The following is a 26,166-nucleotide window of genomic DNA, read 5'->3' as shown; positions in this document are numbered from 1 at the left end:
ACGCACCTGTCACGTGAGGAGTTCACAATGACAAATCCACTTCTGGCGACCGACAGCTACAAGCAGTCGCACTTCAAGCAATATCCGCCCGAGGCCCGCAGGATTTCCGCTTACCTGGAAGCAAGGCCAAATCCGTTTTCGGACAGCGTCCTGTTCTTCGGGCTGCAAACCTACCTGAAGGACGTGCTTCTCAAGCCGATCACGGCATCGGACATCGAGGCGGCTGACCGGATCTGCACCGCCCATGGCGTTCCCTTCAACCGGGAAGGTTGGGAACAGATCCTGACAGATCACGGTGGCCTGCTTCCGCTGGAGATCAAGGCGCTGCCGGAAGGAACACTGGCACCGAGTGGTGTGCCGCTGGTTCAGGTGGAAAACACCGACGAGCGCATGCCCTGGCTGACGACCTGGGTCGAAACCGCCTTGTTGCGGTCGGTCTGGTACCCGTCGACGGTTGCGACGTTGTCTTTCAAGTGCAAGGAGATCCTGTATCGCGGTCTTCTGGACACGTCCGATGATCCGGACAGTCAGATCCCGTTCAAGCTGCACGATTTTGGCGCGCGCGGTGTATCTTCTGCTGAAAGCGCCGCTCTTGGCGGCATGGCCCATCTGGTCAACTTTGCCGGCACCGACACCATGGAAGCTCTGGAAGCGGCCATGACCTGGTACGGCGCGGATGTGGCAGGCTTTTCGATCCCGGCAGCTGAACACTCGACCATGACGAGTTGGGGCCGTGAGCGGGAAGTTGACGCGTACCGGAACATGCTGGTGCAGTTTGGCCGTCCCAATGCACTGGTGGCGGTCGTTTCAGACAGCTACGATCTCGGCAATGCTGTCGAGAACCTGTGGTGCGGCCGGTTGAAGGACGAGGTGCTGAAATCGGGGGCAACGGTCGTCATCCGCCCGGATTCCGGCGACCCTGTCGAAATGCCGTTGAAGGTTATGGAAACCCTTTGGCAGCACTACGGCGGCTCGGAAAACAGCAAGGGTGCGCGTGTATTGCATCCGTCGGTTCGTGTTATTCAGGGTGACGGCATGAAGCTCGACACAATCAGGCAACTGGTGGAAGAGCTGGTGCGTCGCAATTGGTCGGTCGACAACATCGCCGTCGGAATGGGCGGGGGACTGTTGCAGCAGGTCAACCGGGACACGATGCGCTTTGCCATGAAGGCAAATGCGATGAAAACCGCTGATGGTACCTGGCGCGATGTCTCAAAGAACCCGGCGACCGATCCCGGCAAGGCCTCCAAGGCCGGTCGGCAGGCGACGGTCCTGGGAAACGGAGTGCTGAGCGCGGTTCGTCTCGAAGCGGTTGGCGGCAGAACCGATCAGTTGCAGACGGTCTACCGCAATGGCGTGCTGGTGAAGGACTGGACTTTCGAAGAGGTTCGTGGTCTGGCCCGTAAGCACCTGTTGGAAAGGGTGGCGAGCTGACCTCATGATTGACCCATGGTGTTGGCCGGAAGACCGGCCAGCACCGTAAACAGCGGTGCGGACGGCGCTAAAGGGCCGTCCGTTGCCAATCCGGTTCGTAGGTGATGTCGGAAACGCCGGCAAAGCGGGCGGTGCGTTCCAGCTCCGCCTGTAGTTTGGCCTCTCGGCCCTTTGAGGCTCTGATGCCTTGTTCCGGCCAGTAGGCCCGCACATGAAGCCTATTCTCGCTCCTGAGTGCCTTCATGTCGATGCGGCCGATCAAACGGTCGCCTTCCATGACAGGGAAGACGTAGTAACCGTATTGGCGTTTCGGCTCAGGCACGAAGATCTCGATCCGGTAGTAGAATCCGAACAGGCGCTCAGCCCTTTTGCGGTCGCGAAGTGCAGGATCGAACGGCGACAGGATCCGCACCCGCGAAGGCGGTTCGGGAAGCTCGGAAAGCGTATCCAGCGTTTCCGGATAGGCGAACACCTTCCGCCAGGATCCATCGACACACTCAACTTCAATTTCGGAAATCGTGCCCGCAGCCTTTGCTGCCGTGCACCAGTCCTTGGCTTCCTGTGGCGTGATCAGGTCCCAGAAGGCAGCAATCTCGCCGGAGGTCGCAAAGCCCAGCCTGTCGAGCGCGGAGCGGGCTGCCCATTCTGTCGTTTCTTCAAGGTCATGCGCAGCATTGAGATGTTGCGCCGGAATGACCCGTTCCGTCAGGTCGTAGACTTTCTGAAACCCGTTCCGGCCGGTTACCGACAATTCGCCGGTACGCCACAGGAACTCCAATGCTGCCTTCGAGGGGTGCCACTCCCACCAGCCGCCATTGCTGCGTTGCTCGTCTTCACCGACAGATGCCGACGTGACCGGACCATGGTCGCTGATCCTGTTCAGAATCTCGTCGAATTTCCGTTCGAACTCGTTCTGGTGCCAGTTGCGCCACCTGTTGATGAGGTTTTCCTTGTCTCGGCTGAATCGCAGGCGCCAATGCCGGAAGAACTCTGTCGGTATGACCGACGCATCGTGCGTCCAATGCTCGAAAAGATGCCGGTCACGTTCGGCAAGAAGCTTGAGGTTCTTTTCCTTGTAGGCTGGTCGCCGGGCAGCCAGGATCATGTGGTGCGCGCGGGCGACAGTGTTGATGCTGTCGAGCTGCACGAAGCCGATCTGGTCTATGACCGCAGCAAGATCATCGCCTTTTCCGCTTCCCTTGGGAGCGGATGCAAGGCCGTGTCTTTCGAGGAAGAGGTGCCGAGCGATACGATTCGGCAGCCGGGGCACGGAGGGGGCACTCATGCGGCAAGGCTAGCACCTTCCAGGGTTCAAAGAAAATGACCGCAGGGATCTTATTGTAAATTTTTGCAAGAGCGACAGATGCCGTTGTCAAAATGAACCTGCAAATACAACGCATGCACACGTAAAACGTGTTTTTTGATTGACCGATTAGTCAAAAGAAGTTTCACTGATTTGTCTGACTTCATTCATGGCTTTGTTTGAGCGGTATAAGATGAGTGTTTTCAATCATTTCAGAAAAAGAATACTGGTTTCGGGTCTTGCTTGCCTGGCTTTGACGTTGGCCTCTGCAGCCCGTGCCGACACGAATGACTGTTCCTCCGTCAAATTGAACGGTTCTAGTGTCTGGTACCCGGTTTCCATGCGCCAGGAAGCCGATGTCGGTCTCAACGGTGTGTTTCCTGACCTGGCAATTGAAATCTTTTCAGCATTGGATTTGCCTTTGGTCATGGGGCCGGATCTGCCGTGGAAACGGCTTTTGACATTGCTTGAGCATGGGCAGATCGACGTCCTGGCGGGCGCTTATCTGACTGACGAAAGGCTCGCCAAATTCGGCGTCAGTCTGCCGGTCATGCACGAAGATGTCGGTGTCTTTGTCCGCTCCAGCCTCGATATCCGCCCTGCATCGCTTGAAGACCTTGCGGGGCTGAGGGGCGTTGCACCGTTCGGGGCATCGTTTGGCGAAGAATTCGAGACCTATGCGGCTGCCAAACTGTCCATCGATCGGCAACCCTTCGACGACTTCAAGACCAACATGTACCTGCTGGCGGAGGATAAGGCCGACTATCTGGTCATTGCCCGCCGGGACGGCGAGATGATGATCAAGGAAGCCGGGGTCGAAGGAAAGGTCGAAGTCCTGCCGTGGTCTGCGGCTGTCAACACGGTTCATTTCCTGTTCTCACGCGCGACACCGTGTATAAGAATGCTGCAGACCTTTGACGAGGAACTGCAGCGTCGCCGTGAATCCGGTGAGCTGAACAAGCTGATCGAAGGCTACACTCTGCCCACGGGCGACGGATAGAAGAAGCAAGAGACCCCATGCAGCAACAGGTGAAGGCGTGACGGATTTAGGCGTAGCCGGTCCGGGACTGATACTGATTGCCGTGCTGGTGTTTCTGAGCGCAGGGTTCATCAAGGGGCTTGTGGGTTTCGGATTGCCGACAATCGGGCTTGGCCTGATGACTGTTTTTGTCGGTGTCGAAAAGGCGATGGTTCTTATCCTCTGGCCGGCATTCCTGACCAACCTCTGGCAAAGCCTGTCCGGTGGTCACCTGCGCGTTCTCTTGCCCCGTCTCTGGCCGTTTCTGGTGTCAGCCGTGGTGATGCTCGCCGCCGGAACCTTCATCCTCACCCAGTTGCCGGAAGGTGCCGCCGATCTGCTTCTGGGGATACTGATGGTTTCCTACGCGGTGCCGATGCTTGCAGGGCTGGTGCTGCAAATTCCGGAAAACCGAGTCGTCGCGGTTGGAGTGATTGTCGGGCTGGTCAACGGTGTCCTGTCGGGGCTGACGGGGTCCTACACGGTGCCCGGTGTCATGTATCTGCAGGCGCTGGGGCTCACACGAGACGAACTTATCCAGGCAATGGGTCTCCTGTTCCTGCTGTCGACGACGGCGCTCGGCATTTCGCTTGGCGGTTTCGGACTGATGGGCGGCCAGGAAGCCGTGGCCTCTGCTGCGCTGGTTGTACCGGCCCTGTCCGGCGTCTGGTTTGGACAGCGCACGCGCAAGAAAGTGTCGGAGGCCGGTTTCCGCCGGCTCGTGCTGGCAGCCATCCTCGCCCTTGGCCTTTACCTCATTCCACTCGGTCTCTGGCGTTTGCTCTAGCTTTTCCGGCAGAATTCGTGGCGGGAAATCGTGGCGCTTGGGGGCGCAGCCAAGGACTTGCCTTTTCCTTGTCATTCCGGCCAAGCGAAGCGCGAGCCGGGACAGAGGCAACGTTGTGTTCGCTGTCTTCTTCGGCTTGCTTCCCCAGACCTTGGTTCACCAATCCCGAATCTCTGCTGCGCTACATCCGGGATGACCATGGCGGGCTACAAAAAAACGCCGCGAAGACCGCGGCGTTCGAGAACTGGTTTTTCAGGTCGCGTCTTACTTGGCGATCAGCCGCATGGGGGTGGCGGTGCCGACCCCGGATGTCGTCTTGGTGTTGGCCCACTGGTAGGACTGTCGTTCCTCCGTCGGTGTGCACAAGAAGCGCTCGCGGTAGCATTTGGTGAAATGCGAGGTGGAGGCAAAGCCGCAGGCCAAAGCGACATCCAGCACCGGGCGGCTGGTCCGGCGCAACAGGTCGCGCGCGGTCTCAAGGCGCAGGCGCAAGTAGTACTGGCCGGGCGTGCAGTTGAAATGACGCCGGAACAGGCGCTCCAGCTGGCGCGGCGACAGGTTGACCGTCATCGCAAGTTGCTGGCAGCTCAGCGGGTCCTCGATATGCAAATCCATGATCCGGATCGCGTCGAGGATCTTGGCATTCGAAATGCCGGTCCGGGCCTCGATGTCATGGCGCTGTGCAGATTCGCCGGAGCGCATGTTCTGGTAAAGAGCGACTTCGGCAACTTCATGGGCAAGATAGGCACCATGCTGGATCGCAATCAGGCGCAGCATCATGTCGAGTGACGCCATGCCGCCGGCACAGGTGATACAGTTGCGGTCGATCGCAAAGATATCGGACGTTACTTCGACATCCGGAAATTCTTCCCGCAGGGATCTCAGGTTTTCCCAATGGATGGTGCAGCGACGACCGTCGAGAAGATGATACCGGGCAAGCAGATAGGCACCGGTGCAGATGGCGCCAAAGGTGCGGCCCATTGCGTTCAGACGGCGCAGCTTGTTGCCGAGTTCCGTGTCCAGCGGCAGGCGCTCGACGTCGATGCCGGTGCACAAAAGTGTAATGTCGGCATCGTGCAGGTCGCGAATAGATTTTTTGACCGCGACTTCGCAGCCGTTGCTCGCCGTGACGGGATTCCCGTCAAGCGAATAAGTTGTCCATTGGTAGTACTCTCTTCCCAAAAGGCGATTTGCTATTCTGACAGGTTCGATAACGCTGGCGAAAGCGTTCATGGAAAATCGCTCCATGAGCACGAATGCTATCTTCTGGCCTGATTCATCGTGCGCGCGTCCGGACATTTACTGTGCCTCTATGGAAGGTATTATTGCCATTTGTCTTTGGCTTTCAGCAAGTTTTGCAGTTTGTATTTATCTGTCAAATAAAAAACGCTTGCAGACCTGATATTCTCGTAAATGTCACAAACGAATTGGCAACGTTGCCCAGCCCGTCATCCAGGTGCGGAACATTTCATCGGCAAATGCTGTCTTTTTCACCGCGATGCCGACGCTGCGCCGCTCCAGGCCTTCATGGTCGAGCGGGACACCTGTCAAAGTATCCTTCATCTTCAAATGACCGGCGGGAAGGATGGCGGCACCAAAGCCTAATCCGGCCAATTCCAGTACCTGCTGATCGTTGACCGCTTCAGCTGAAACGTTCAACGGCAGGCCCGCCAGCGCGAATTCAGCCAGCAGTGCATCATAATTCGGGCAATACCTGCGGGAGATCAGGGAAACGGACTGAAGGTCGTTCATGGAAATCCTGTTGCGCCCTGCCAGCGGATGAGACCTTGCAACGGCAAGTACATAAGGCTCGCTGTAGAGTTCCCTGTACTTGTGGCTCCTGGGGGCACAGGCCTTGTCGACCAGAGAAAGTTCCGCGTCCGCCGCTGCCTGCTCGAAACGCATCTCCAGTGTCGGATAAGTGGTCCGCAGGGCATGGAACGCCCCCTGAAACGCTGGAAGCAGAATATCGGGCGCCGTATAGAGGCTCAGGCGAAGCGGGGGCTCTTTCAGAAAGCGGTTCTCGGCGTCTCCGACAGCCCGCAGGATAGACTGGGCATGGTGATACAAATCGCAGCCAGCCGGTGTCGGGCGTAACCCGGTGCGGGAACGGACAAATAGCGACGTTCCAATCGCGTCTTCAAGTTTTTGCAGGGCCTGGGACAAGGACGGTTGGGAAATACCGTGTCCCATCGCTGCTGCGCTGATCGTTCCCAATTCGAAGGCGCTGACGAAATAGCGAAGCGGGGTCACTTCAAGCATAGGAGTTGCCTATATTAATGATAGAAAGCATAGGAGTATACTGCGAAACAAGCTGAGGGCAAAACTCGGTCGGTCAATTGCAACGCCGTACCGAAGGAACTCCCGAATGAATTCCGCAATACCCCTGTCTCCGTCAGAAACCTTTCCGCTGCCTCGAACCGAACGGATCGCCATTCATCGTGTGCTTGATCTTTTTGAAAAAGGGTCACCGGAACTCTTCGGCGAACTGTCGGAACAGTTGGACTTCCGTATCGACCACTACCGCGATGAAACCGACGTTGCCTGGCAGGTGGCCTCCGGGCTGGAGGAAATGGCTGGTGTCCTACAACGCCTTGCACAGGACGTTTTTCCAAGGGGAACACATATTCTTGCTCTCGCTTCCCAGGCATTGGGGCAGGGATGGTTCCTGACCCGCTTCGAGCAAAGGTTCTTCTATCCCGTCAGGAACTGCGAATGCGAAAGCATCACCTATATCCTCAGCCACGAAGACAACGGCAAGCTCGATTTCTTTCGGGAAACCGTGACGACAATTGAAGAAAGACGCTGACGAATAATGCAAGTGGCGTGGCCGTCCGGCATCGCCGGATGGCCTGTCAGGAAAGGCCTGCGAATGCCTGCAGGCTGGAATCTTGAACATTTTTAGAATGATTTTTTTGAACTAAGTGCGTTTAGTGGATCGCAGTTGCTTCAAGTCAAGGCTGGACTAGTGCTACATGAGGCACAATCTAATACGAGCGCTGACATACGGACCAAGATTGACATGAACGTACTTGCCAAACCCGCCGACCTCGAAGCTGCCGCCCCGGCTGGCGCTTTCGTCGAGGAAGTGAAATCCGTCCAGCATTACACGGACCGCCTGTTCCGCTTTCGCATGACACGCCCGGCGAGCTTCCGCTTTCGGTCCGGGGAATTCGTGATGATCGGTCTGATGATCGACGGCAAGCCGCTGTACCGCGCTTATTCCATCGCCAGCCCGGCATGGGACGAAGAGCTCGAGTTTTTCTCCATCAAGGTTCCGGACGGCCCGCTGACGTCTCATCTTCAGAAGATCCAGCCGGGTGATGCCGTGCTGATGAAGAAGAAACCGACCGGTACGCTGGTGAACGATGCGCTCATCCCCGGCAAGCGCGTCTACATGTTCTCCACCGGAACCGGCATCGCACCGTTTGCGAGCCTGATCCGTGACCCGGACACCTACGAAAAATTCGACCAGGTGATCCTGACCCATACCTGCCGCGAAGTTTCCGAGCTGAAATACGGCGAGGACCTTGTGCAGGAAACCATCAACGATCCGCTGATCGGTGAGTTCGCAAAGGACAAGCTGGTCCATTACACCTCCGTGACCCGGGAAGACTTTCCGCGTCAGGGCCGTATCACCGATCTGATCAAGTCCGGCAAACTGTTCGAAGACCTCGGCGTGCCGCCGCTCGATCCCGCCGTTGACCGCGGCATGATCTGCGGTTCCATGGACATGTTGAAGGACACCAAGGCGCTTCTGGAAGAAGCAGGCCTCACCGAAGGTGCAAACAACAAGCCGGCAGAGTTCGTTGTCGAGCGTGCGTTTGTCGGCTGAGTCGGCAACGGCTTAATCTGTTATTAATGCTTAGATCTTTGGCCGGGGGCGCGTGTTTAACACGTGCCCCCGCAGCTTTATTAATGATCTATTTTGGGTTTTCCAAAGAAAGCAGGGTCGATACACCCTAATATGGGGTTCGCGGGTGGACAGACATTGCCTGCAGTGGCAAGAATCTGTCTTAAAAATGGCAAGTCAGCAGGGCCACTTGAACGCTGCAGGCCAAACATCAAGGTACTGAGCCATGATCTCCGACAGTCGAACCTATGTGATTGCCGAAATCGGTATCAACCATAATGGCGATATCGACCAGGCCCTCGAAATGATCCGCAAGTCGAAGGAGGCCGGGTGCGACGCAGTCAAGTTTCAAAAGCGTACGATCGACGTCGTCTATTCCGCTGAAGAACTGGCACGTCCCCGTGAAAACGTCTTCGGCGCAACGAACGGCGATCTGAAGCGCGGTCTGGAATTCGGCAAGGCCGACTACGACCGCATCGACAAGCTGTCGAAAGAACTGGGCATCGACTGGTTTGCCTCGCCATGGGACGAAGGCTCCGTCGATTTCCTGCTGGACTACGACACGCCCTATATCAAGGTCGCTTCCGCGATGGTGACCGATCGGGATTTTCTGGAGTATTGCGCTCGCAGTGGCCGGCCCTTGCTGGTTTCCACCGGCATGAGCGACATGGCAATGGTCAAGAGCTTCGTTGACGTGATCGAGCGCTCCGGCGGCGAGATCGCCTGCCTGTACCACTGCACCTCCACCTATCCGACGCGCGATGACGAGATCAATCTGCTCGGCATTTCGACCCTGAAGGACGCTTTCCCCCATCTGAAGATCGGTTTTTCCGGTCACGAAGAAGGTATCCTGCCAAGTGTCTGTGCCGCCGCTCTTGGTGCGTGTTCCATTGAACGGCATGTCACGCTGGATCGCTCGGACTGGGGTTCCGACCAGAAGGCGTCGCTTGAAATGCCGGAAGTCGCTGAGCTGGTTTCGCAGGTGCGCCGGGTGGAAGTGGTCCGGGGTGACGGGGTTCTGCGCTTCTATGAAGACGAGAAGCCGATCGCGGAAAAGCTTCGCCGGAAAGTCACGCTGCAGGCGGCGTGAGACAATTGAGGTATTGGTGGGCTGACCGGAACCGGTCGGCCCTTTTTTTGTTCAAGAGCCATTTATGTCCATCATTGACCGCTGCCTGAATCTTTACCGGGGGGAGAGCTACTACGTGGCTTATCCAGCCCGGCCGCTCCCGCAGGACTATTGGGAAGCAAAGACGGATCCGGACGGCAAGGTCAGGGACATTGAAGCCGAGCGTGATCAGCGCAAGGAAGATGTTCGCTACATCGCGGACTACGTCAACGCACGGTCGCCGGGACGAGTGCTTGATATCGGCTTCGGCCTTGGCGAATTGCTTGAGCAGCTCACGGGCAAAAACGAGTGTTTCGGCCTGGATCCTTCCGAGAAGGCGGTAGAGGTCGCTCGCCAATGGTGTTCGGCCGAGCTTCGGCACGGTGTTCTGGAGAAGGGGACGTTTCCTTCAAGCACGTTCGATGTGGTGACCGCCAACCATGTCATCGAGCATGTCGACGAGCCGATCCCCTTTGTTGAAACGATCTTCGAAATCCTGAAACCGGGTGGTGACTTCATTTGTGGTACGCCGAATTTCGCTTCAGCGGCCGCCCGGGTCTACGGTGATCGTTTCCGGTTGCTGCATGACCCAACTCATGTGAGCCTGTTCTCTGACGATTCTCTTGTCAGGCTGCTGCGTGACACGGGATTCCGCATCGAAATGGTCGAATATCCCTATTTCGGAACGCGTTTTGCCACGCGCGAAACGTTCGACAGCATGGTACGGGCCGACGCGGATGTGTCGCCGGCGTTCTGGGGATCTTTCGTAACCGTGTTCGCGCGCAAACCAGAGTGACCCCAGCTTCCCCGAGGTGGTTGAGCAGAAAATGAAAATAGTAGCGGCCATTCCTGCCAGAGGCGGTTCCGTCGGTCTTCCGGGCAAAAACATCCGGCCCTTGAACGGCATTCCGCTTGTCGGCCGGACCGTGCGTGCCGCACGCGGGTCGCGTTTCGTGTCCGAAGTATTCGTCTCGAGCGATTCAGCGGAAATTCTGACAGTCGGTGAGAAATACGGCGCCAAATCCGTTTTGCGCCCGACCGAACTTTCGGGACCGACCGCGAGCTCGGAATCCGCGTTGATCCATCTTCTGCAGAACGAGCCAAGCCTTGTCAGCGAACCGCCGGACATTCTGGTTTTCCTGCAGTGTACGGCCCCTTTCACGCAGGCACATCATGTCGACCATGTTGTGGAAGCGCTGCTGGCCAAGAATGCGACCAGCGCGATCTCGGTGGTCGATGACCATGGCTTCTACTGGGAAGTCGGCCCTGGCGGCGAAGGCGTCGGTCTCAACCATGATCCGAGCAAACAACGCGTTCGCCGGCAGGATATCTCTGCAAGATACAGGGAAAACGGTGCCGTTTACGCAATGCGTGTTCCCGAATTCCTGGAAGCGGGCAACCGTTACTGCGGAAAGACGATCCTGGTTCCGGTGGATTCGACCTGGATCGAGATCGACACTTCGCAGGACTGGGACATGGCCGAGGCTTTCATCCGGTCAGAACCCTTCACCGGCTTCCTGACCGAGACTGAGACCCAGCCCTTGCGGGCGGTGGTGACCGCCTTTGCCGGTGTGCATACGGATAATACGGTTTTCGTCAATCGAGACGGCACGGAATCGATCGTATGCAACCGATATGACGAAATCGGTCTCGACCGTCTGCTTGGCCGCGGCATGATGCTGCTGATGCTGGATCGGGAAGAGGACAGTCTCGCTGTCCAGCGCGCCCGCAAGCTTGCCATGGATTACAAGCATCATCTGTTCGACAAGATGGAAACCCTTTCGGACTGGCGCACCAAAAAGGGGCTGGAGTGGTCCGAGATTGCCTATATCGGCGCAGACATTGCGGATCTCGACTGCATGAAGGCTTGCGGTCTGAGCATCGCGCCGCGCAATGCGCCGGCTGAAGTGAAGGCAACGGCAACGGTGGTTCTGGAAAGTGCCGGTGGTGCCGGTGTGCTGAATGAAGTCTCCGAGCTGCTGATCGCACGGGGCATGATTGCCAACTGACAGGACTGGCATCACTCCAGGTGGTGACATGGAAGAATTTGGGTTCGGGGATCGCGATACGTGCAATCTGCAAATGTCTTCGCTCCCCGGGCACCTTGCGACTGAGAAGGTGAAATATGGCCGTAGACCCACTGCAAAAGAACGTTTCGGTGTTCGATACACTGCAGCAGCTCGGCCTTGCGTCCCTTGAAACCCAGAGTGTTTTTGCACCCCGAACCCGCGACAAGGAGGGGTTGACCGTCTATCGCGACACGGTTTCAGGTGTTGTCTACATCAATGATTACTATGTCGGTGACGAGACCTACGAAGGGGCTGAACACCGCAAGGATGACTTCTACAAGCGCATCGACTGGGACTACGAATACCAGCAGGATCAGTACCGGCGTCTGGATGCCTACAAGCAATTTTATACGGGCAAGACGGTTACCGAGTTTGGATGCTGGAAGGGGCTTTTCCTGAGAGAGGCGGCCAGTCGGGGTGCCGATGTCACGGGGATCGAGCTACACAGGGGCTACATTGAGGCGCTGGTTGCCGATGGCTATCGCTGCGTGGACAATCCAAACCAGATCGCTCCGGCAACGCAGGATGCGGTCTTTGCCTTTCATGTGCTGGAGCATCTTCCCGATCCGCTTTCAACCTTGCGAGACTTGCGAGCACTGCTGACGGACACCGGAACACTCGTTGTCGAGGTTCCGCATGCTTCCGATTTCCTGCTGTCCAATCTTCAGAACGAAGCTTTCAAGAATTTCACCCTCTGGAGCCAGCACCTTATTCTCCACACACGCGAAAGCCTGAGGCGCCTGCTTGTCGCTGCCGGCTTTGCGGATGTCGTGACTGAAGGGGTGCAGCGGTATCCGCTTTCCAACCATCTCGGATGGCTTGCCAACGGCAAGCCCGGTGGCCACAAGTCAAGCCTGTCCGCATTGGAAACATCGGAACTCAGGTCGGCTTACGAGGCCGCGCTCCGCAAGATCGACGCGACCGATACGCTTGTTGCGATTGCCAGAAAGGCTCGCTAAGGCAGGGCGGCCAGCTCAACGAATGATCGCACTGCTTTGCCGCAGGCTCACTGGCAGCGCCTGCAAAGCTTTCTACAGGCCCAACCGTTCGTTCCGTTTGCCAGGATAACCGGCTGCCAGTTCTTCACGCATGACCTGAATGACCTGCGGTACCATCTCCACCGTCGGATGCGTCTCGTCGATGTAGATGTACTTCATGCTTGGATACCAGGGCGGATTGGCCTGGCCGAGCAACAGGGCGGGTTCCACCGGGCCGAAGCGTACGCAGGGAACGCCCAGAATTCCCGCCATGTCCGCAACACTGGTGTTTGCCGAAACCACAACATCGCAAATGGCGGTCAGGTCAGCGGCCGCTATCAGGTCGTTGAAGAGATCGACGTCCGGGAAATAGGTGAACTTGCCTTCCGAGCGGGCCACCAGGAAGTCGAGCTCCTTTTGCAGGGCCATATACTGAAGATTGACGTAGATCGCGTCTTCAGCATCAAGGATCGGTGCAAAATCAGGCGCGGACAGGTAGTAGCGCGCGCGGTATTTCTCCAGGTTCCGTGAGCGCCAGGAGACGCCGATAATCGGTTTCTTGTCGGCGTCCGGCAGCCTGCCGAGATATTCGCGGGCCTTTTCCTGGTTGAATTTGTAAACTGGGTAGGGGGCCTTCTTGAAGCTCTCGATATCCCGCCGGAAATAGCGTGCAAGATCGACCATGTTGGCCGTTATGTCGTAATCCGCATCCTCCGGGGCCTGGTCGTCCTTTGGTGTGCCGGGCCTGACAAGGATCTCCGGAAACGAATTCTGGAAGAAGGGAACCGACTTCGCCGACACTTCGAGAATGAGCTTTTTCGCTCGCGCCTGGATATCGAGAAACATCGTGCCGCACTTGAGCGCGTCACCAAGTCCCTGGTCGCCCCAAAGCAGCACCGTCTTGTCCGAGATATCCTCGCCTTCCCATTCCGGCTTTGGAAACTCACGTCGTTGGGAGGTTGCTTTCTTGTCTTCAAAGCGGGCCGCGTGAATGTCCCAACCCGTTTCGAGGTTGCCCATCGACAGATAGGCGAGCGACAGGTTCCAGTCGAGGCCGGAAATCACGCCGCCAGGCGCTTCCTCCTTTGCCTTCTGCAGAATGTCGATGCTGTCCTGTCCGCGGCCGAGCATGAGGTAGTGAACCCCGAGCGTAACCTTGCAGTGATAGTTGCCCGGCGTGCCTCTGACGGCCTCTTCGGCGTATTTCAGGCCCTCGTGTGCCCTGGAGATCGAGAACAGGACACGGGCCTTTTCGTGGAGCAGGAGCGGGTTGTCCTTGAAGCGCTCCAGGGCCTTGTCGATCGCCTCGAGCGAGGCGTCGAACTGTTTCAGTTCAAGGCGGCAACGGGCCTGTTCGATGCAGTTCTCGACGTTGTCCGGTGCGAGTATTTCCGCGCGTTTGAAGAAGGTGAGCGCTTCTTCAAATCGGTTGTTCTTGCGCAGAAGCAGGCCATAGTTCGTGTAGACTTCACCATGGTTCGGATTGGAGACAAGCAGGCTCTTGAAGATCGTCTCCGCTTCTTCAACCCGTTGCAGTCCGGTCAGCGCGATTGCCTTGATGTTGAGTGCCTCGCGCTCCTTCGGGTTGAGCGACAGGGCTTTTTCCGAAACGGCGAGCATGCTTTCCGAATCCGTTCCGATGTCCATCATCGCTCGGGCGAGGTTGGCATAGAACGATGCCTGGTTCGGGTTCTGGGCAATCGCCTTCTGGATGTATTCAACGGCCTTTTTGGGAGATCCCAATTGCCTGTAGGTCACGCCCAGCAGATTGAGCGCATCCGGATTGGTCGGCGCCTTTTTCAGGACCAGCTTGTAGCACCGCTGCGCCTTTTCGATCTCACCGGACTGGTGATAGGACAGCCCCTTGACGAGCTTTTCGCGTAAAGGATTTGGAGCGGTTTGCGTGGCCATCTTCTATCTGCTCTTCGGGAATCACTTGAAGAACAATAGCAGGAAGGGGTCTCAAAGGCAGGCCGACAAGCCAAACTGTCCGGATTACCTTGGGGATTGAAGCTGAATTTCTTGCTCGATAGAGCTCATTGCCGGCGGAACTGCTGTGACTGGAATTGCTGGCGTTGGTATTGTTGCGGCTGCCCCCGCTGCGGCCGGTAGTCTTCGCGCTGGTATTGCTGGCGCTGATAGTAGGACCTGTTTTGCGGCAGGCCCAGCCGGCGTTGTCTTTCAAGTTGTAAAAGGCGAACTCTTTCTTCACGCAATTGCTGAACGCGCTGCGCTTCTTCCAGTTCACGCCTTTCCTGTGCCAGTCGTTGTCGCTCGAGCTCCAGAATCAACATCTGCTGCTGCAGAAGCGATTGATTGAGCCGCTGTTGCTCGTCGGTGAGCAGGGGGGCAGATGGCAGTTGGATGTTCTGCGAGGACTGCGCGCGAGCGACCGTTGCGGGCGCAAGGACCGCAAATAACAGGAGAATTGCCGCAGCTTTGTTGGTCGCAGAGCGAAACATGTCATCCATGCCCAGTGCCGGAGCCAGGGCTTTGCTGGCGGGCAGCACGAAACCGGATCACTTCCGGTTCGCCCGATCATCAGGATCCGCTCAACGGAACGGATCTGACCAATATACACGCTCACCTTTTGCAGGGCTGGTTTTCAGGGATATTTGCCCAGATTTCTGGCAAGAGTTGCAATTGTGGTGAATCGGATCACGGCAAAGTAGTGAAAATTGCGGCGACCGGATCTGGATGTAAACAAAGGAAAATGGTGGGCGATACTGGGATTGAACCAGTGACCCCTCCCGTGTGAAGGGAAGGGGCGCGCTCAAGATTCCTTTTCATTTTCAGGTATTTGCCTCCTTTTCACTTTCTTCCTGTGTCAGAAACTTGCCGAAATCGTCGAAGTTTGACACGACCGACCGGCGGTAATCCGGCACGTCGTGGGCGTAGGGGATGACGGATTTCACGTCGAGCCATCCGCCCTGATCCATTGCGGATCTGAGGTCGCCCATGCGCAGCATGCGGCTTGCCAGCATGTGGCGGAACCAGTGCTGCGTCACGGTCAAGAGTAGCTGCGCGTCGGCCTCAGCCGCCTTCAGGAACGCCTCGCGCTTTGCCCCGTCGCGGATCTTGCCGGCCTCGATCGCTGCGTCGTCCAGAAGGGTTTGCGCAGCGCGTTCCTTGGCGCCGTTAAAGCCCTTCTTGTTCTGCGTGCCCCATGCCCGGCCGTTGTCCTTGTAGGGTCTGCGCTTGGGTGTCAGGAAGAGCGGCGCCTCGCGCTCGTGAAGCCTGCCGCGCCAAGCCACATACTCGCGCAGGATCGCGGCCGCGCTCGGGTGTAGGGCGGCGTTGACGGGGTTGCCGTTCTTGGTGTCGTGGAATGTGATCTGCTCGCGGCCCTCGGCCAGGATCAGGTCGCAGATCCGGCAACCGTGCAGGACTGACGACACACGGGCGCCCGTCGACCACTCGACGGCCATCTGCGCGCGCAAGGTGATATGCGCGGCATTCAGCAGCCTGGCAATCAGATCCGGACGCAGTTCCTGGACGCGGCGGCGGGCGCGGCGGTTCGGGTTGCGGGCTTTCTTGTCGCGGTGGAAGTCGGGCAACTGTTCCAGCCGGTGGCGCTTGCCCTGGCAGAACTTCAGGAAGCCGAGAAGGGCATTCAGATAGCGCTCGCGGGTGGCCGGCGCATTGCCTTTTTGACGCCGGTCGACAAGGCGGTGCCAGTCCTCTTCGGCGATCTCGTTAAGCCGGCGCAGGCCGAAGGCTGCGACGATTTCCTTGACGATGTCGATTGTAGTTTTGCCGAGCGGGCGTTCGCGCGGGCGTGTTAGGTAGTCTGCAGCTGCGACGGAAACGTAAGCACCCGGCGTTCTTTGGCCTGTCGCTTCGGCGATGATTTCGCTTTCGATCCGCCGGCATTCGGCAAGGGCTGCGTCTTCCGACGTCCGTCCGACTGGAAGGCCAAGACTTGTTCTAATGCGGATTGAGCGTCCGCCAGCCCTGACGGTACCGTGACAGTGCCATATGCCTTCACGGTCGACCGGGGCGAGCCCGCGAGCGCGCCGCCCGGCTCGCTTTCCCTTGCCACTGCTGCCTGCAGTTTTGTCAGTGCTTCCGGCGTCCAAACTTTCGTTCTCCCATGGCGAAGATGAAACTGAAACAGTTGTTCGGAGGGGCGGCGCCGTTTGTCTTCAGCGAGAACGCCTTCCAGCCAGCGCTTTGACTTGCGCAAGCGTTCTGCCACTTCCTCAGCATTGAAGTAAATCGGCAGACTCTGGTCAAGCTTTTGATGGCTGGTCATGGTCCTGGTTTCCGTTTCAGGTGCCCGGCGCCGCTTTGCGGTTCGCCGGGCCGGTGCCGATGGGGCGGCGTGGTTTCGATCAGCCGAGGGCAGCGCGGACCATGCAGTCCTTGGCTTCCAGCAGCTTGCGCAGTCCGGCAGACTTTTCGGGGCCGTCCGGCAGGTCGGCATTCATCTGTTCGGCCAGTTCACCAAACGGCCGGCTGACCGCCTGCAGATGTTCCGGCAGATGCTTGAACTCGAAATATTTCATGATGGGGTTTTGCACGGTCTTTCCTTTCCTTCGCGGTTGCCACGCTCCTTCAGGCGAATGTCATAGGCATTCTTGAGCGCGTTCATGGTGGCTTCGACGTGGGCTGCCACGTCAGCCTGCTTGTCCGCCTTCAGGCGGATGACTTCCCGGTCCAGCGCATCGATCGCGTTCGTCACGATCGCGCGGCTGCGGGTGAGCGGATCGGGCTGGGGAAGGAAAGACATCAAAGCAGCCCCTTCATGTTCGCGGCAAAAAGGGCCTCGCCCACAAGGATACTCAGGGCGAGGCCGTAGATGGCCCGTTCCGTGACCGATTGGACCACTTCAGAAACGGGCAGGGGAGCTTTGGAACTTGCGGCGCTGTCATCCGGCCAGTCGCCGAATTCACCCTGATGCTCGGAATGGGCATTGCGACATGCGAGTACGGCAAGAACCCAGAACAGCAACGACAGGGCGATGACCGAAAACAGAAGATAGGGGGCGGCGGCGCGCAGGGTATCAATCAGGCTTTCCATCGGTGCTTTCTCCTGTGGGCGGGGCCTTGGCACTGTGGAAAGCGCTTTCGCCGCGCACGGCTGCGATGTCGTGAAGGTTGGCCGGGCCGTGGGTGCTGTGTCCGGCCACGGCAAGCGCCGCGGCGACGGCGGCAAGGGCTTCCGGCTTGCCGTGAATGACGGCGTCCAGGTCTGCGTTCGGAAGCTCAAGCACAAGCGTCTGCAGCTGCTGGCCGCTGACGTGCTCTTCCGTGCCGTCCGGCTGCACAATCCAGTAGGCCCGGCCGACGCCCTTGGCCGACTGGTAAAACCGGATCTGCGCTTCCAGGCTGGCAAGGCACTTCTGAATGCTGTCGACCAGCGTTTCCAGCATCCAGACCCGATATTCCGGGGTTTCGTGCGTTGCCTCGCGAAACCACTTCAGGCCGTTCTTAAGAACCTTGAAGGCCGACCAGCTGTTCTGGATGCTTGCAGTCATGATTGCGTCTCCTGATTGAATCACGGTTGGAAACGCTACCCGAGGCCTTGCAGAAATGCGCGCCCGGACAGATTGTGTTTTAGATGCCGGTTCAACCGGCGGAAAATGGTGGCGCGCCGGGAAACCACTCCCGACGCGCCGCTTCGCAACCACATGACCAACCCATGCGGAAGGAACTGGAATGAACGAAATGCAGGCGGAAAAGCTGCAGCGGGACGTCGAAACGCTGAGCAAGCTCATGGCTGACCTGACGGTGAAGCAGCACGTGCAAACGGCAATGCTCAAACGCCTTCTGAAGGACTTCATGAGCAGGTCGGAAGACCGGGCAGAAGACGAACGCATCATGCGGGAAATCGTCAGCCATGATGCGCAGGTCGCCAGCAAACGCGACTTGCAGCCGAACAAGTTGCAAGAGCAGGCCATAGCCAGCCTGGTTGACGGCACAATCACGAAACTGCTGGAGGGCTGAGCGAAAGCCATCGGAGCGCCGCCTAAAGCCCGAACGGGAACCGCGGGCGGCGCGGCCGGTAGGCCGAAACGTCGCCGCGCTTAGGGGCGTGCTTTCCGGCCAGCTTGCGGCCATAGACATGTTCACCCGGCACCCGCCAGGTGCTGCGCAGGGCAAAAGCACCAGGCGGGCCGTAAAATGGTTGGTCCGGAATGATCGGTTTGCGAGGCGTGTTGGGCATATGACTTTCTCTGTGCGACGCTTGCTTTCAAAAACTGTCCAGAATGAAAGCATGACTTTCATCTAAATGCAAGCGTGACAGACGAAACTGGTTTTCTGGCCTAGAATCCCTTGCTAAATAAGCGAGTGTTTCAGGTGGGGTGAAACGACAATGGAGTTGGATAGACTGGTCGTCAGTCGAGTGATCGCGCGATTATTTGATGAAGCATCGCAAAAGGGTGTGCGCCTGGAAGTGAGCCGCGATTTCGGTTTGCTTGAGGGGCTTTTGGAGCACGTTCCTGAGAAGGGCTTAACTGAACACTTTCGCCGAAATCTCAACACTTATTCGCCGCAACAAGCCTTCTGGCTTGGTGGGTTTAACCAGCTGGGAGAGCTGGTTGGATTGGCGGCTGCCCGGCTTGATCAACTCGGTTCCTGGACGCTGGAAAAGTACTGGCGGGAGTATTGGTCGCGCTGTTATCCGGCGGACGACGGTTCGGAAGTCCAAATGTCAGACCGGCAGTACAGGTTCGCAAAGGACATTCAAGGGGATGTAGTCTATTTGGGCGAAATGTGGGTTGCAAAACAACACGCGACCAATGGCGTGTCAGGCCCTTTTTCGAAAGCAATCTTGCTGCTTTCGCTGCTTGAGTGGCAGTTCCAGGTTGCCTACGCTTGGGTGCGTCCGGCCTTCCTGGATCGCGGCTTTGCCTTCAAGTGCGGATTTACCAGCATGCATCCCGGTATCATCTGGGATCGGGGGCCAGCAACAATTGATCAAGACCTGCATATAATGGCGAGTAGTCGCTCAGATCTTTTTGATTTGGTTGATCTTTTGTCTTTCGAACTTCCCGAAGCATTGAATAGCAGTAAATCCACCTGAGGCCACTTTCTGGGGCGGTGAATGGTAGCAGAATGCGTTCGATGTTCAGCCATTCGATGCCGCCAGGCAGTAGATAGTTACTGCCGATAACGTCGAAGCGCGCAGCCCCTTTAGAGGCTTGAATGTAACTTTCACGGACCTGGCGGCGGTACTCTGGCTCTATTTCCAGTCGAGGTTGAGCGTTCCGAGGGTCGGCGGCCTGGGGCAAGAGTTTTGCGAACAAGCTTTCCTCGCCGACAAACAGAATGTCAGGACTGTCTTCCAGTGAGTGAATGGTTTTCAGAATGACCAGCTTCGGCAAATATTCGACGATTGGCGAGTTTTCACCTGGCATTCTGCCGCCGGTTTCCTTCCAGATCCGATAGAAGAACACGCCGAGGCTGTCTGAGCAACCTTGCTCGACGTGTTCCAACGGTAAGTTCTGGACGTAATTTTCTTTCATTGCAGTGTCGTGTGCCGAGGTGCTGTAAGGCGGTGCCCGGATTTCATGGATGCTTCAACCATCTTCTCGCGCAGAATGATGGTCAGATCGTCTCTTTCTGTCTCGGAAAGTTTATTGATCTGTGAGTGTCCGAAAAGTTGCTGGCAAAAAGCGATTGCGCCAATTATTGCGCCTTGTTTCCGTAGGATTACTAAGAGTTCTTCTAACTTATCAGTATGGCCTTTTGACAATCTTGTTTCCCCCTAAAGTGCACAGTCTCAGTGCTCCTCCTCAGAACTGCTCTCAAATTGAGTTTTTCTAATAAGCAACTCATTGTAGTAATTTTCAACCAAAAATGTGAAGTCTTCGAAATCTGCCAAGCCGCCCAGGTGCGTCTGCTCAAAGCGGCGTGCCATGTCGTGAGCCATCTTATAGAGGGTTTTGTCGAGCTTTTTGCCGGCTGACGGCGGCATGGTTCCGGCTGGGGATTCCGGAAACGGTGCGCCTTTGCCGCTGAGCAGCCAGTCAAGGCTACAACCGAAAGTGTCGGCAATTTTCTGCAGGTTCTTCTGCGTAATGCCTTTGTTCTGCTCCCAGTTTCCCACAGCGCCACGCGTCACGTCTATGCGGCTCGCGAAATCGACCTGTGTGAGGCCTAACGCCTTGCGAATGTGCTGAATTCTGTCGCCGGTAGTTTCCATGGCCGCAATCATGCTGCCAACCATGACGCCAGTCGATGAAATTAAATCTTGAATATTCATGAAAGAAATGCTTTCAATCTGTCGCTATGGAAAGCGATAGTTTCAAAGGATTGGCGAAGGTTTTGGAGGCGGCCGAAGGCCCGTCCAATCTCGCGCGCCTGCTTGGCAACATCACGTCACAGGCAATCTGCCAGTGGAAGAGGGTTCCCCCTGAAAGGGTGATTTCCGTTTCCAACGTCACTGGCGTTCCTCCTCACATCATCCGACCGGATCTCTATCCGGTGCCATTCTCGGAGACAGGCGAGAATGTGTCACCGCGTAAATCCAGCGAGGTTACGCAATGACCTTCCGACCAACCACGGACCACGACCGCGCTGCGCTGAAGTCCGCCTTTCGGCGCCTTGTGCGCAGCGGTGGCGGGCAGCTGGAAGCCGCGCAGGCAACGCGCGTCGGCCAGCAGGCGCTTTCGCGCTATGGCTCGCCGAACCATCCCGGCGAACATGTTCCGGTGGACGTCCTGATGGATCTGACCATCGACACGGACGATGCCGACGTGATCCGCGCCATGTGCCGCCTTGCCAATGGCGTGTTCGTGCCGCTGCCGAAGACGCAAGGGGCAATCACCAACTGGCCGGCGGCCGTTGGAACTGCGGTGAAACGCGGTGCGGACGCTGCCGAGGCGATCTGCACCGCACTGAATGACGACGGTCAGATAACGCCGGAAGAAATCACCGACCTTGAAATTCTGAACAAGCTGTCATCGGCGATCGAGGCGCTTGTCGTTCTGCAGACTTATGCCCGGTCGGTCGGGGGTGAGGGATGACCCTACCAGTGGCACGCATCGCGCAGCGGTTGGATAGCTTCTTCCAGTCCGCCGATCTTAAAGGTTGCGGTAAAGCTGTTTTCGCTGAAGGGCGTCATGCGGGCAATCATCTGGCTCTTGCCGAACATCTGCTTGATGACCGGAATTGCCCGCGCACCAGTCCAGAGCCCAAGAGAGCGGTTATTGGTGCTTTCGGTCATCCTGGCCGTTTTGGGTTTATCGTCATCCAAGCGGTAGGTGACCTCGCCGTAACCACCGTGACCGGTCATGTGGCAACCGGTCGAAAAAACCATGGCCGTTGTATTTTCAATGCAACGCACGTGCAGCGTCACACGGTCGCCGCGGTTCCAGCCACAGTCAATAACTTCTTCCGATTGAGTGACCAGGATTACGGCTGTGCTGTCATCCATCTTGGATTTTTCAAGGCTCGTTTGCCAGTCAGTCGGTGCTTTGGTCTCCTGGGTGCTTTCGGGTTTCACCTTGAAGAAGCGGTCGTAGCAAGCAAGGCGCGTATCGTCGTACGGGATCTTGCTGCAGCCCTGAGGCGTGTCGACCGCTGCGGATGTAGGGGTGACCGTAGCGCAAAGGGCTATCCCAGCAATCAAGCTTCGAAATCTCAATTCAAAATCTCCCGTTCGAAAGGCTGCATGACAGCAAATTTTCGCGCGCAAGTCGAGCGGGGTGCTGCGGCATGAGCCTGTTTGAGAATGCAACCGCCGAAGACCTGACCGCGCTCGCGCAGCGTTTGCGTGGCTATTCGGGCATCCGGCAGGGGACGATGCGTTTCGCTGTCCTGATTGCCGAGGAAGAGCAGACAGAGCGCGCACACGACGGCGTGCGTGCCCTGATCAACGAGGCCAATGACCTGATTTTCGTTTCCGATCTTCTGCTGGAATTGGCTGCCGCGAAGAAAGGAAAATCCTCATGAGCCTTGCCGAAGATACACGACACGCGGTCGACGAAACCGGGGACGGCGGTGCGCTGACCTGGGGCACCTTGACGGCCGAAGAAAAGGCCGAGGCTGTCTATTGGCAGCTGGCAGGCGGCCGGACGGCGGAAGAGGCAACCGCAGCCCTTGCGCTGACCTATGGCCCCATTGGCGTCAACCAGGTGCGGCACGTTGCCGAGCGCGAAGGCTTCGACGCTGACCCGGCCGTGATCGGCGCGAGGGGCTACCGTAACCGGCTGGAAAAGAAAGCCCGCCGTGCACGCGCAAACAATGCGAAGCCGGTTCTGGTGAAGGCAGAGCCGCTGCCTGTCATCGAGGCGCCGCAGATTGCGCATCCGGACGCGACCCATGGTGGCTTGACCATTTTCGAGTTGAAGCCCTGGCATTGCCGCCGGCCGCTTTGGGACAAGTCCGAAACGCGGGTTGAACAGCAGTTCTACTGCGGCAACCGGCGCGCCCAGGGCGGTGCCTGGTGCGCCGATTGCCGGAAGATTGTCTACCAGTCGCCGGAAGAGCGCCGCCGCAACCAGCGGGCCGCAGAAGCCCGGAACGCCTTTCCGAAACAGGGGAGGTATCGCCGGTGGAAATGAAATTCGAACCCAAGATTGGCGACGTTCGCCAGACGCTGAAAACCTATTGCTGGGCACGGGCGCAGCATCGGTTGCGGCTGAAAGATTACAGCGCGGGTTTTTCCAGCGCGGTGTTGCTGATCGCCGTTGAAACGGATGTCGAGCCGGGCCGGGTTGCTGCGGTTCTGGCCGGTGGCTTTTCCAGTTCCGATACGCAGAAACGCCTTGCCGCCTGGTGCGGTTTGAAGCTGGCGCAGAAGCACGGCAAGCCCGTGTTGGTGGCGGACCCTGATGCCAGCTTTGACCGTGGTCCAGGCGGCGGGGTGGCGCCGGTGCCGATCGACGAAGCGCGCCGTCGGATCTGCCTTCGCCTTGGCGAAATGCTTCACGCTGCCGGTGACCGGCTGTTTCAGGAAGCGGGGTGTGCGTAATGGCCCGGAGCAGCGCAGAAACTCTGTTTGATGTCGCCGCAAAGACGCCTGAGGGCCAGCGGCCGGGCATGTATGCCACGATCACTTGTGCTTGCGGGAAAACGGAAGACGTTTTCGCCGGGGCCGGTGTCAGCGGCAAGTCGCTGCCCGCCGAGCCGCTGCGCAAGAAATTCCAGCGCGCCGGATGGCACGTTGGCCCGCGCAAGGGCAAGCACAGCTGCCCGGCATGTCAGAAGGCGGCAGCCTGGAAGCCGGATCTGGTGAAGGCCGATCCGCCGCGCCGGCCGACGCCGGAACAGAGTCGCGCGCTGCTGGAAGCGCTGGAAATCGTGTTCTGCCCTGAAGCCGGTTTTGATGCGGGCTATGACGATGCCCGCGTCGCCACCGAACAGAACATGCCGCGCCGCTGGGTGGAAGACATCCGCGAACAGTTCCTGGGGCCGGTGCCTGCCCCCAAGGTCGACCATATCGCCGAAGCGCGGAAGGGGCTGGAAAGCCTGTCGCGGACGCTCGCCGAATTCACTGGCGCGCTTGAGGCGGCGAGCCTCGCCCGCCGGGTTGCGGCCGAACAGCTGGTGGAAATTTCCAAACATCTTGAAGAGGTGGGGCAATGATCGATCTTCCGACCAATTTCCGCAATCTTCGCCCGGAGCGCGATCCGGATTTCATCATCGGCAACCCGCCGTACATGCTGCGGTGGTGGCTGCTGCCGCGCAATCCGACCTTTAACGTCTACTACCATCGCATTCTGCGCGATGACGACGACCGGGCGCTGCATGATCATCCCTGGCCGTCCTTTTCCATCATGATCAAAGGGCAGCTGCGTGAGGTGCTTGAAGATGGGCCGCGCGTGGTCCTGGCCGGTGATTGCATCTATCGCGGTCCCGAAATGGCGCATCGCCTGGAACTGATCGACGGCCAGCCAGCCGAGACGCTGTTCATCACAGGCCCGCGCGTACGCGAATGGGGCTTTCACTGCCCCAAGGGCTGGGTGCATTGGCAGGACTTCACGGCACCGGGTGATAGCAGCCAGATCGGTCGCGGGTGCGGAGAGCTGACATGATGCGCCTGGACCGGGAGGGGCTGGGGAAGGCCTTGCGTGCCGAGCGCGAGGCGCAGGGCCTGACTGCGCGCGACCTGGAACAGAAAACCGGGGTGAGCGACAGCACGATCCTGCGGGCCGAACGGGCGCACCCGGATGTTTTCGCGCGGGCCGACACGGTCTGCATTCTCTGCCATGTGCTGGACGTCGACCCGCTCGCTTTCGTGGAACGTGTTTCACGGGAACACACCCATGAAGCAAGCGAGGGGGGGCGGCATGGCTGAAACCTTTCTCGGCGGCCGGGTAGCTCTGCACTGCGGTGACAGCCTGGATATTCTCAAAAGCCTTCCGGCGGACAGTCTGGATGCCTGCGTGACCGATGCGCCGTATCACCTGACGAGCATCGTCAAGCGGTTTGGCGGAAACCAGGCAGCGGTCAAGAGCGGTAAGACGGGGGCTTACAAACGGGCTTCCGCCGGGTTCATGGGTAAGCAGTGGGACGGCGGCGATATCGCCTTTCGGCCGGAAATCTGGTGCGAGGTTTTCCGTGTCCTCAAGCCGGGTGCATACCTGCTGGCCTTCGCTTCGACGCGGGGTTTCGGGCGCATGTCCAGCGCGATCGAGGAAGCCGGGTTCGTGCAGCATCCGCTGATCGCGCAGCTGTTCGATCCTGATCCCGTCATTTCCGCGTTTCTCGCTTCGCTATCGGAAGCGCAGATGCGGGCATTGGCGCGGATCGTCGACCTGCATGACGGCGGGTTGTTGGCATGGCTGTTCGGTTCCGGCTTCCCCAAAGCGACCCGTGTCCAGGCAGAAGGCTATGACGGGTTCCGCTATGGCGGTCAAAGCCTCAAGCCCGCCATCGAGCCGGTGTTCATGGGGCAAAAGCCTTTCAGCGAGAAAAACGGAACAGAAAACATTCTTAAGCACGGCACGGGCGCGGTGAATATCGACGCGTGTCGGGTTGGGTCTGAAGCGCCGCTAAATTCCGGTTCCTGCAAACTTTGGTCGCACTACCGGTCTGGCGAGAAAAGCGCTGATCGGCGGTACCAGAAAAACGGTTCCACAAACTTTGCAGCAAAGCCTGGTCCGCGCGGTGGTTCACCTGACGGTCGGTGGCCGGCAAATGTCATCCATGACGGCAGTGCAGCCGTGCTGGAAGCGTTTCCGGAGGCTCCTGGTGCGCAGGGTCTTGTGACCGGTAGTGAGCCGACCGGGGCGGGCTTTTCGGGTGATGTCTATGCGTTCAAGACCGGTGATCGAAAGCCGAGTCTGCCGCGCAATGACAAAGGTTCCGCTGCCCGGTTCTTCTATTCCGCAAAGGCGGACGCAAACGACCGCATTGCGTCCAAGCATCCGACAGTAAAGCCAGTGGAATTGATGCGTTACCTGGTCCGCCTGGTGACGCCACCAGGCGGGACGGTGCTGGACATCTTTGCCGGTACCGGCACGACGGGCGAAGCCGCGTTTTACGAAGGTTTCAACGCCGTTCTGTGCGAGCGCGAGACGGAATACCAGGACGATATTCGCCGCCGCATGGCGCTTTGTGTCACCGGCCCGGAAGAGCGCAAACGCGAAATCGTCAAGGCCCGGCAGGCGGATGCCCCTGCTGATGCAGGGCCGCTGTTTTCAACCCAGCCATAGGAGCGTGA

At 58.2% G+C, this 26,166-nt stretch carries 33 protein-coding genes; 20 read left to right on the top strand and 13 right to left on the bottom strand.

Annotated elements, in window-relative coordinates; genetic code table 11:
• Window positions 1-27 precede the first annotated feature (27 nt).
• Entirely contained in the window at window positions 28-1,434 is a 1,407-nt protein-coding gene (locus FIV05_RS23775; RefSeq protein WP_152511219.1) for a nicotinate phosphoribosyltransferase, read from the top strand.
• A 67-nt stretch (window positions 1,435-1,501) separates the two neighbouring features.
• Here FIV05_RS23775 and FIV05_RS23770 read toward each other — a convergent pair whose 3' ends face one another.
• Window positions 1,502-2,719 (bottom strand): crosslink repair DNA glycosylase YcaQ family protein, encoded by a 1,218-nt coding sequence (locus tag FIV05_RS23770; RefSeq protein WP_152511218.1) that lies wholly within the window; start codon window positions 2,717-2,719, stop codon window positions 1,502-1,504.
• Between the two features lie 211 nt (window positions 2,720-2,930).
• Between FIV05_RS23770 and FIV05_RS23765 the strand changes: the two genes are divergently transcribed.
• Complete coding sequence (locus FIV05_RS23765) at window positions 2,931-3,737, top strand: transporter substrate-binding domain-containing protein (protein ID WP_173013928.1); 807 nt, start codon at window positions 2,931-2,933, stop codon at window positions 3,735-3,737.
• 37 nt (window positions 3,738-3,774) lie between these two features.
• Complete coding sequence (locus tag FIV05_RS23760) at window positions 3,775-4,542, top strand: sulfite exporter TauE/SafE family protein (RefSeq protein ID WP_152511216.1); 768 nt, start codon at window positions 3,775-3,777, stop codon at window positions 4,540-4,542.
• 264 nt (window positions 4,543-4,806) lie between these two features.
• Here the strand turns inward: FIV05_RS23760 and FIV05_RS23755 are convergent, their stop codons facing one another.
• Together FIV05_RS23755 and FIV05_RS23750 are read right to left on the bottom strand one after the other, a co-directional pair.
• Window positions 4,807-5,841 (bottom strand): GlxA family transcriptional regulator, encoded by a 1,035-nt coding sequence (locus FIV05_RS23755; RefSeq protein WP_023003882.1) that lies wholly within the window; start codon window positions 5,839-5,841, stop codon window positions 4,807-4,809.
• A 117-nt stretch (window positions 5,842-5,958) separates the two neighbouring features.
• Window positions 5,959-6,804: a LysR family transcriptional regulator gene (locus tag FIV05_RS23750; RefSeq protein WP_152511215.1), complete on the bottom strand. Its 846-nt coding sequence runs from the start codon at window positions 6,802-6,804 to the stop codon at window positions 5,959-5,961.
• Window positions 6,805-6,910: 106 nt separating this feature from the next.
• On the opposite strand from FIV05_RS23750, the gene FIV05_RS23745 reads away from it, so the two are divergent.
• The 6 genes from FIV05_RS23745 to FIV05_RS23720 all read left to right on the top strand — a co-directional run bounded on the left by FIV05_RS23745 (window position 6,911) and on the right by FIV05_RS23720 (window position 12,531).
• Window positions 6,911-7,351 (top strand): hypothetical protein, encoded by a 441-nt coding sequence (locus FIV05_RS23745; protein WP_152511214.1) that lies wholly within the window; start codon window positions 6,911-6,913, stop codon window positions 7,349-7,351.
• A gap of 213 nt (window positions 7,352-7,564) precedes the next feature.
• Entirely contained in the window at window positions 7,565-8,377 is an 813-nt protein-coding gene (locus FIV05_RS23740; protein ID WP_023003885.1) for a ferredoxin--NADP reductase, read from the top strand.
• A gap of 244 nt (window positions 8,378-8,621) precedes the next feature.
• Window positions 8,622-9,485 carry an N-acetylneuraminate synthase family protein gene (locus FIV05_RS23735; protein ID WP_023003886.1) on the top strand — a complete coding sequence of 288 codons (864 nt, stop codon included), beginning with the start codon at window positions 8,622-8,624 and terminating at the stop codon, window positions 9,483-9,485.
• Between the two features lie 64 nt (window positions 9,486-9,549).
• Window positions 9,550-10,299, top strand: a complete 750-nt coding sequence (locus FIV05_RS23730) for a class I SAM-dependent methyltransferase (protein ID WP_075281515.1) — start codon at window positions 9,550-9,552, stop codon at window positions 10,297-10,299.
• Window positions 10,300-10,330: 31 nt separating this feature from the next.
• Window positions 10,331-11,512 carry an acylneuraminate cytidylyltransferase gene (locus FIV05_RS23725; RefSeq protein WP_152511213.1) on the top strand — a complete coding sequence of 394 codons (1,182 nt, stop codon included), beginning with the start codon at window positions 10,331-10,333 and terminating at the stop codon, window positions 11,510-11,512.
• A 116-nt stretch (window positions 11,513-11,628) separates the two neighbouring features.
• Entirely contained in the window at window positions 11,629-12,531 is a 903-nt protein-coding gene (locus tag FIV05_RS23720) for a class I SAM-dependent methyltransferase (protein WP_152511212.1), read from the top strand.
• A gap of 72 nt (window positions 12,532-12,603) precedes the next feature.
• On the opposite strand, the gene FIV05_RS23715 is transcribed toward FIV05_RS23720, so the two are convergent.
• The 7 genes from FIV05_RS23715 to FIV05_RS23685 form a co-directional block, all read right to left on the bottom strand.
• Window positions 12,604-14,460 (bottom strand): tetratricopeptide repeat protein, encoded by a 1,857-nt coding sequence (locus FIV05_RS23715; protein ID WP_152511211.1) that lies wholly within the window; start codon window positions 14,458-14,460, stop codon window positions 12,604-12,606.
• 125 nt (window positions 14,461-14,585) lie between these two features.
• Entirely contained in the window at window positions 14,586-15,059 is a 474-nt protein-coding gene (locus FIV05_RS23710; RefSeq protein ID WP_152511210.1) for a hypothetical protein, read from the bottom strand.
• A 282-nt stretch (window positions 15,060-15,341) separates the two neighbouring features.
• Window positions 15,342-16,628 (bottom strand): tyrosine-type recombinase/integrase, encoded by a 1,287-nt coding sequence (locus tag FIV05_RS23705; RefSeq protein ID WP_152511209.1) that lies wholly within the window; start codon window positions 16,626-16,628, stop codon window positions 15,342-15,344.
• A 255-nt stretch (window positions 16,629-16,883) separates the two neighbouring features.
• Window positions 16,884-17,072, bottom strand: coding sequence for a hypothetical protein (locus tag FIV05_RS23700; protein ID WP_152511208.1), 189 nt, complete (start codon window positions 17,070-17,072; stop codon window positions 16,884-16,886).
• The gene (locus FIV05_RS23695; RefSeq protein ID WP_152511207.1) at window positions 17,054-17,281 is read right to left on the bottom strand and encodes a hypothetical protein; all 228 of its coding nucleotides are present in this window, start codon (window positions 17,279-17,281) and stop codon (window positions 17,054-17,056) included. Before FIV05_RS23695 ends, FIV05_RS23700 begins: the two co-directional genes overlap by 19 nt.
• Entirely contained in the window at window positions 17,281-17,571 is a 291-nt protein-coding gene (locus FIV05_RS23690; protein WP_152511206.1) for a hypothetical protein, read from the bottom strand. Before FIV05_RS23690 ends, FIV05_RS23695 begins: the two co-directional genes overlap by 1 nt.
• Window positions 17,555-18,028, bottom strand: coding sequence for a hypothetical protein (locus tag FIV05_RS23685; RefSeq protein ID WP_152511205.1), 474 nt, complete (start codon window positions 18,026-18,028; stop codon window positions 17,555-17,557). The genes FIV05_RS23690 and FIV05_RS23685 overlap by 17 nt, the downstream gene beginning before the upstream one ends.
• A 181-nt stretch (window positions 18,029-18,209) precedes the next feature.
• Here FIV05_RS23685 and FIV05_RS23680 point away from each other — a divergent pair, with 181 nt between their 5' ends.
• Window positions 18,210-18,497, top strand: a complete 288-nt coding sequence (locus tag FIV05_RS23680) for a hypothetical protein (RefSeq protein ID WP_152511204.1) — start codon at window positions 18,210-18,212, stop codon at window positions 18,495-18,497.
• A 22-nt stretch (window positions 18,498-18,519) separates the two neighbouring features.
• On the opposite strand, the gene FIV05_RS23675 is transcribed toward FIV05_RS23680, so the two are convergent.
• A complete protein-coding gene (locus FIV05_RS23675) occupies window positions 18,520-18,717 on the bottom strand; it encodes a hypothetical protein (RefSeq protein ID WP_152511203.1) in 198 nt (65 codons plus the stop codon).
• A 150-nt stretch (window positions 18,718-18,867) separates the two neighbouring features.
• Between FIV05_RS23675 and FIV05_RS23670 the strand changes: the two genes are divergently transcribed.
• Window positions 18,868-19,578, top strand: a complete 711-nt coding sequence (locus FIV05_RS23670) for a hypothetical protein (protein ID WP_152511202.1) — start codon at window positions 18,868-18,870, stop codon at window positions 19,576-19,578.
• Window positions 19,579-20,277: 699 nt separating this feature from the next.
• Here the strand turns inward: FIV05_RS23670 and FIV05_RS23665 are convergent.
• Complete coding sequence (locus FIV05_RS23665; RefSeq protein WP_152511201.1) at window positions 20,278-20,760, bottom strand: helix-turn-helix transcriptional regulator; 483 nt, start codon at window positions 20,758-20,760, stop codon at window positions 20,278-20,280.
• 26 nt (window positions 20,761-20,786) lie between these two features.
• Between FIV05_RS23665 and FIV05_RS23660 the strand changes: the two genes are divergently transcribed.
• Together FIV05_RS23660 and FIV05_RS23655 are read left to right on the top strand one after the other, a co-directional pair.
• On the top strand, window positions 20,787-21,044 hold the full coding sequence (locus FIV05_RS23660; protein WP_152511200.1) for a YdaS family helix-turn-helix protein: 258 nt from the start codon (window positions 20,787-20,789) through the stop codon (window positions 21,042-21,044).
• A complete protein-coding gene (locus tag FIV05_RS23655; protein ID WP_152511199.1) occupies window positions 21,041-21,523 on the top strand; it encodes a phage regulatory CII family protein in 483 nt (160 codons plus the stop codon). The genes FIV05_RS23660 and FIV05_RS23655 overlap by 4 nt, the downstream gene beginning before the upstream one ends.
• Window positions 21,524-21,525: 2 nt before the next feature.
• Here FIV05_RS23655 and FIV05_RS23650 read toward each other — a convergent pair whose 3' ends face one another.
• On the bottom strand, window positions 21,526-22,194 hold the full coding sequence (locus FIV05_RS23650; protein WP_173013927.1) for a type VI secretion system-associated protein TagO: 669 nt from the start codon (window positions 22,192-22,194) through the stop codon (window positions 21,526-21,528).
• A 20-nt stretch (window positions 22,195-22,214) separates the two neighbouring features.
• Between FIV05_RS23650 and FIV05_RS31685 the strand changes: the two genes are divergently transcribed.
• From FIV05_RS31685 to FIV05_RS23620, 7 genes are read left to right on the top strand one after another with little or no spacing between them, the layout of a single operon-like run.
• Window positions 22,215-22,451, top strand: coding sequence for a hypothetical protein (locus FIV05_RS31685; RefSeq protein ID WP_173013926.1), 237 nt, complete (start codon window positions 22,215-22,217; stop codon window positions 22,449-22,451).
• Window positions 22,448-23,062 carry a GcrA family cell cycle regulator gene (locus FIV05_RS23645; protein ID WP_152511197.1) on the top strand — a complete coding sequence of 205 codons (615 nt, stop codon included), beginning with the start codon at window positions 22,448-22,450 and terminating at the stop codon, window positions 23,060-23,062. Before FIV05_RS31685 ends, FIV05_RS23645 begins: the two co-directional genes overlap by 4 nt.
• Window positions 23,053-23,472 (top strand): hypothetical protein, encoded by a 420-nt coding sequence (locus FIV05_RS23640; protein ID WP_152512535.1) that lies wholly within the window; start codon window positions 23,053-23,055, stop codon window positions 23,470-23,472. Before FIV05_RS23645 ends, FIV05_RS23640 begins: the two co-directional genes overlap by 10 nt.
• On the top strand, window positions 23,472-24,086 hold the full coding sequence (locus FIV05_RS23635) for a hypothetical protein (protein WP_152511195.1): 615 nt from the start codon (window positions 23,472-23,474) through the stop codon (window positions 24,084-24,086). Before FIV05_RS23640 ends, FIV05_RS23635 begins: the two co-directional genes overlap by 1 nt.
• The gene (locus tag FIV05_RS23630; protein ID WP_152511194.1) at window positions 24,083-24,535 is read left to right on the top strand and encodes a hypothetical protein; all 453 of its coding nucleotides are present in this window, start codon (window positions 24,083-24,085) and stop codon (window positions 24,533-24,535) included. Before FIV05_RS23635 ends, FIV05_RS23630 begins: the two co-directional genes overlap by 4 nt.
• Window positions 24,532-24,798, top strand: a complete 267-nt coding sequence (locus tag FIV05_RS23625; protein ID WP_152511193.1) for a helix-turn-helix transcriptional regulator — start codon at window positions 24,532-24,534, stop codon at window positions 24,796-24,798. The genes FIV05_RS23630 and FIV05_RS23625 overlap by 4 nt, the downstream gene beginning before the upstream one ends.
• Window positions 24,791-26,158 carry a site-specific DNA-methyltransferase gene (locus FIV05_RS23620; protein WP_173013925.1) on the top strand — a complete coding sequence of 456 codons (1,368 nt, stop codon included), beginning with the start codon at window positions 24,791-24,793 and terminating at the stop codon, window positions 26,156-26,158. Before FIV05_RS23625 ends, FIV05_RS23620 begins: the two co-directional genes overlap by 8 nt.
• The last annotated feature ends 8 nt before the right edge of the window (window positions 26,159-26,166 follow it).

The organism is Labrenzia sp. THAF191a (assembly GCF_009363335.1).
Lineage (GTDB): Bacteria > Pseudomonadota > Alphaproteobacteria > Rhizobiales > Stappiaceae > Roseibium > Roseibium algicola.
Note: the sequence above shows the minus strand (reverse complement) of the source record. Positions and strands in the feature narration are given on the sequence as shown.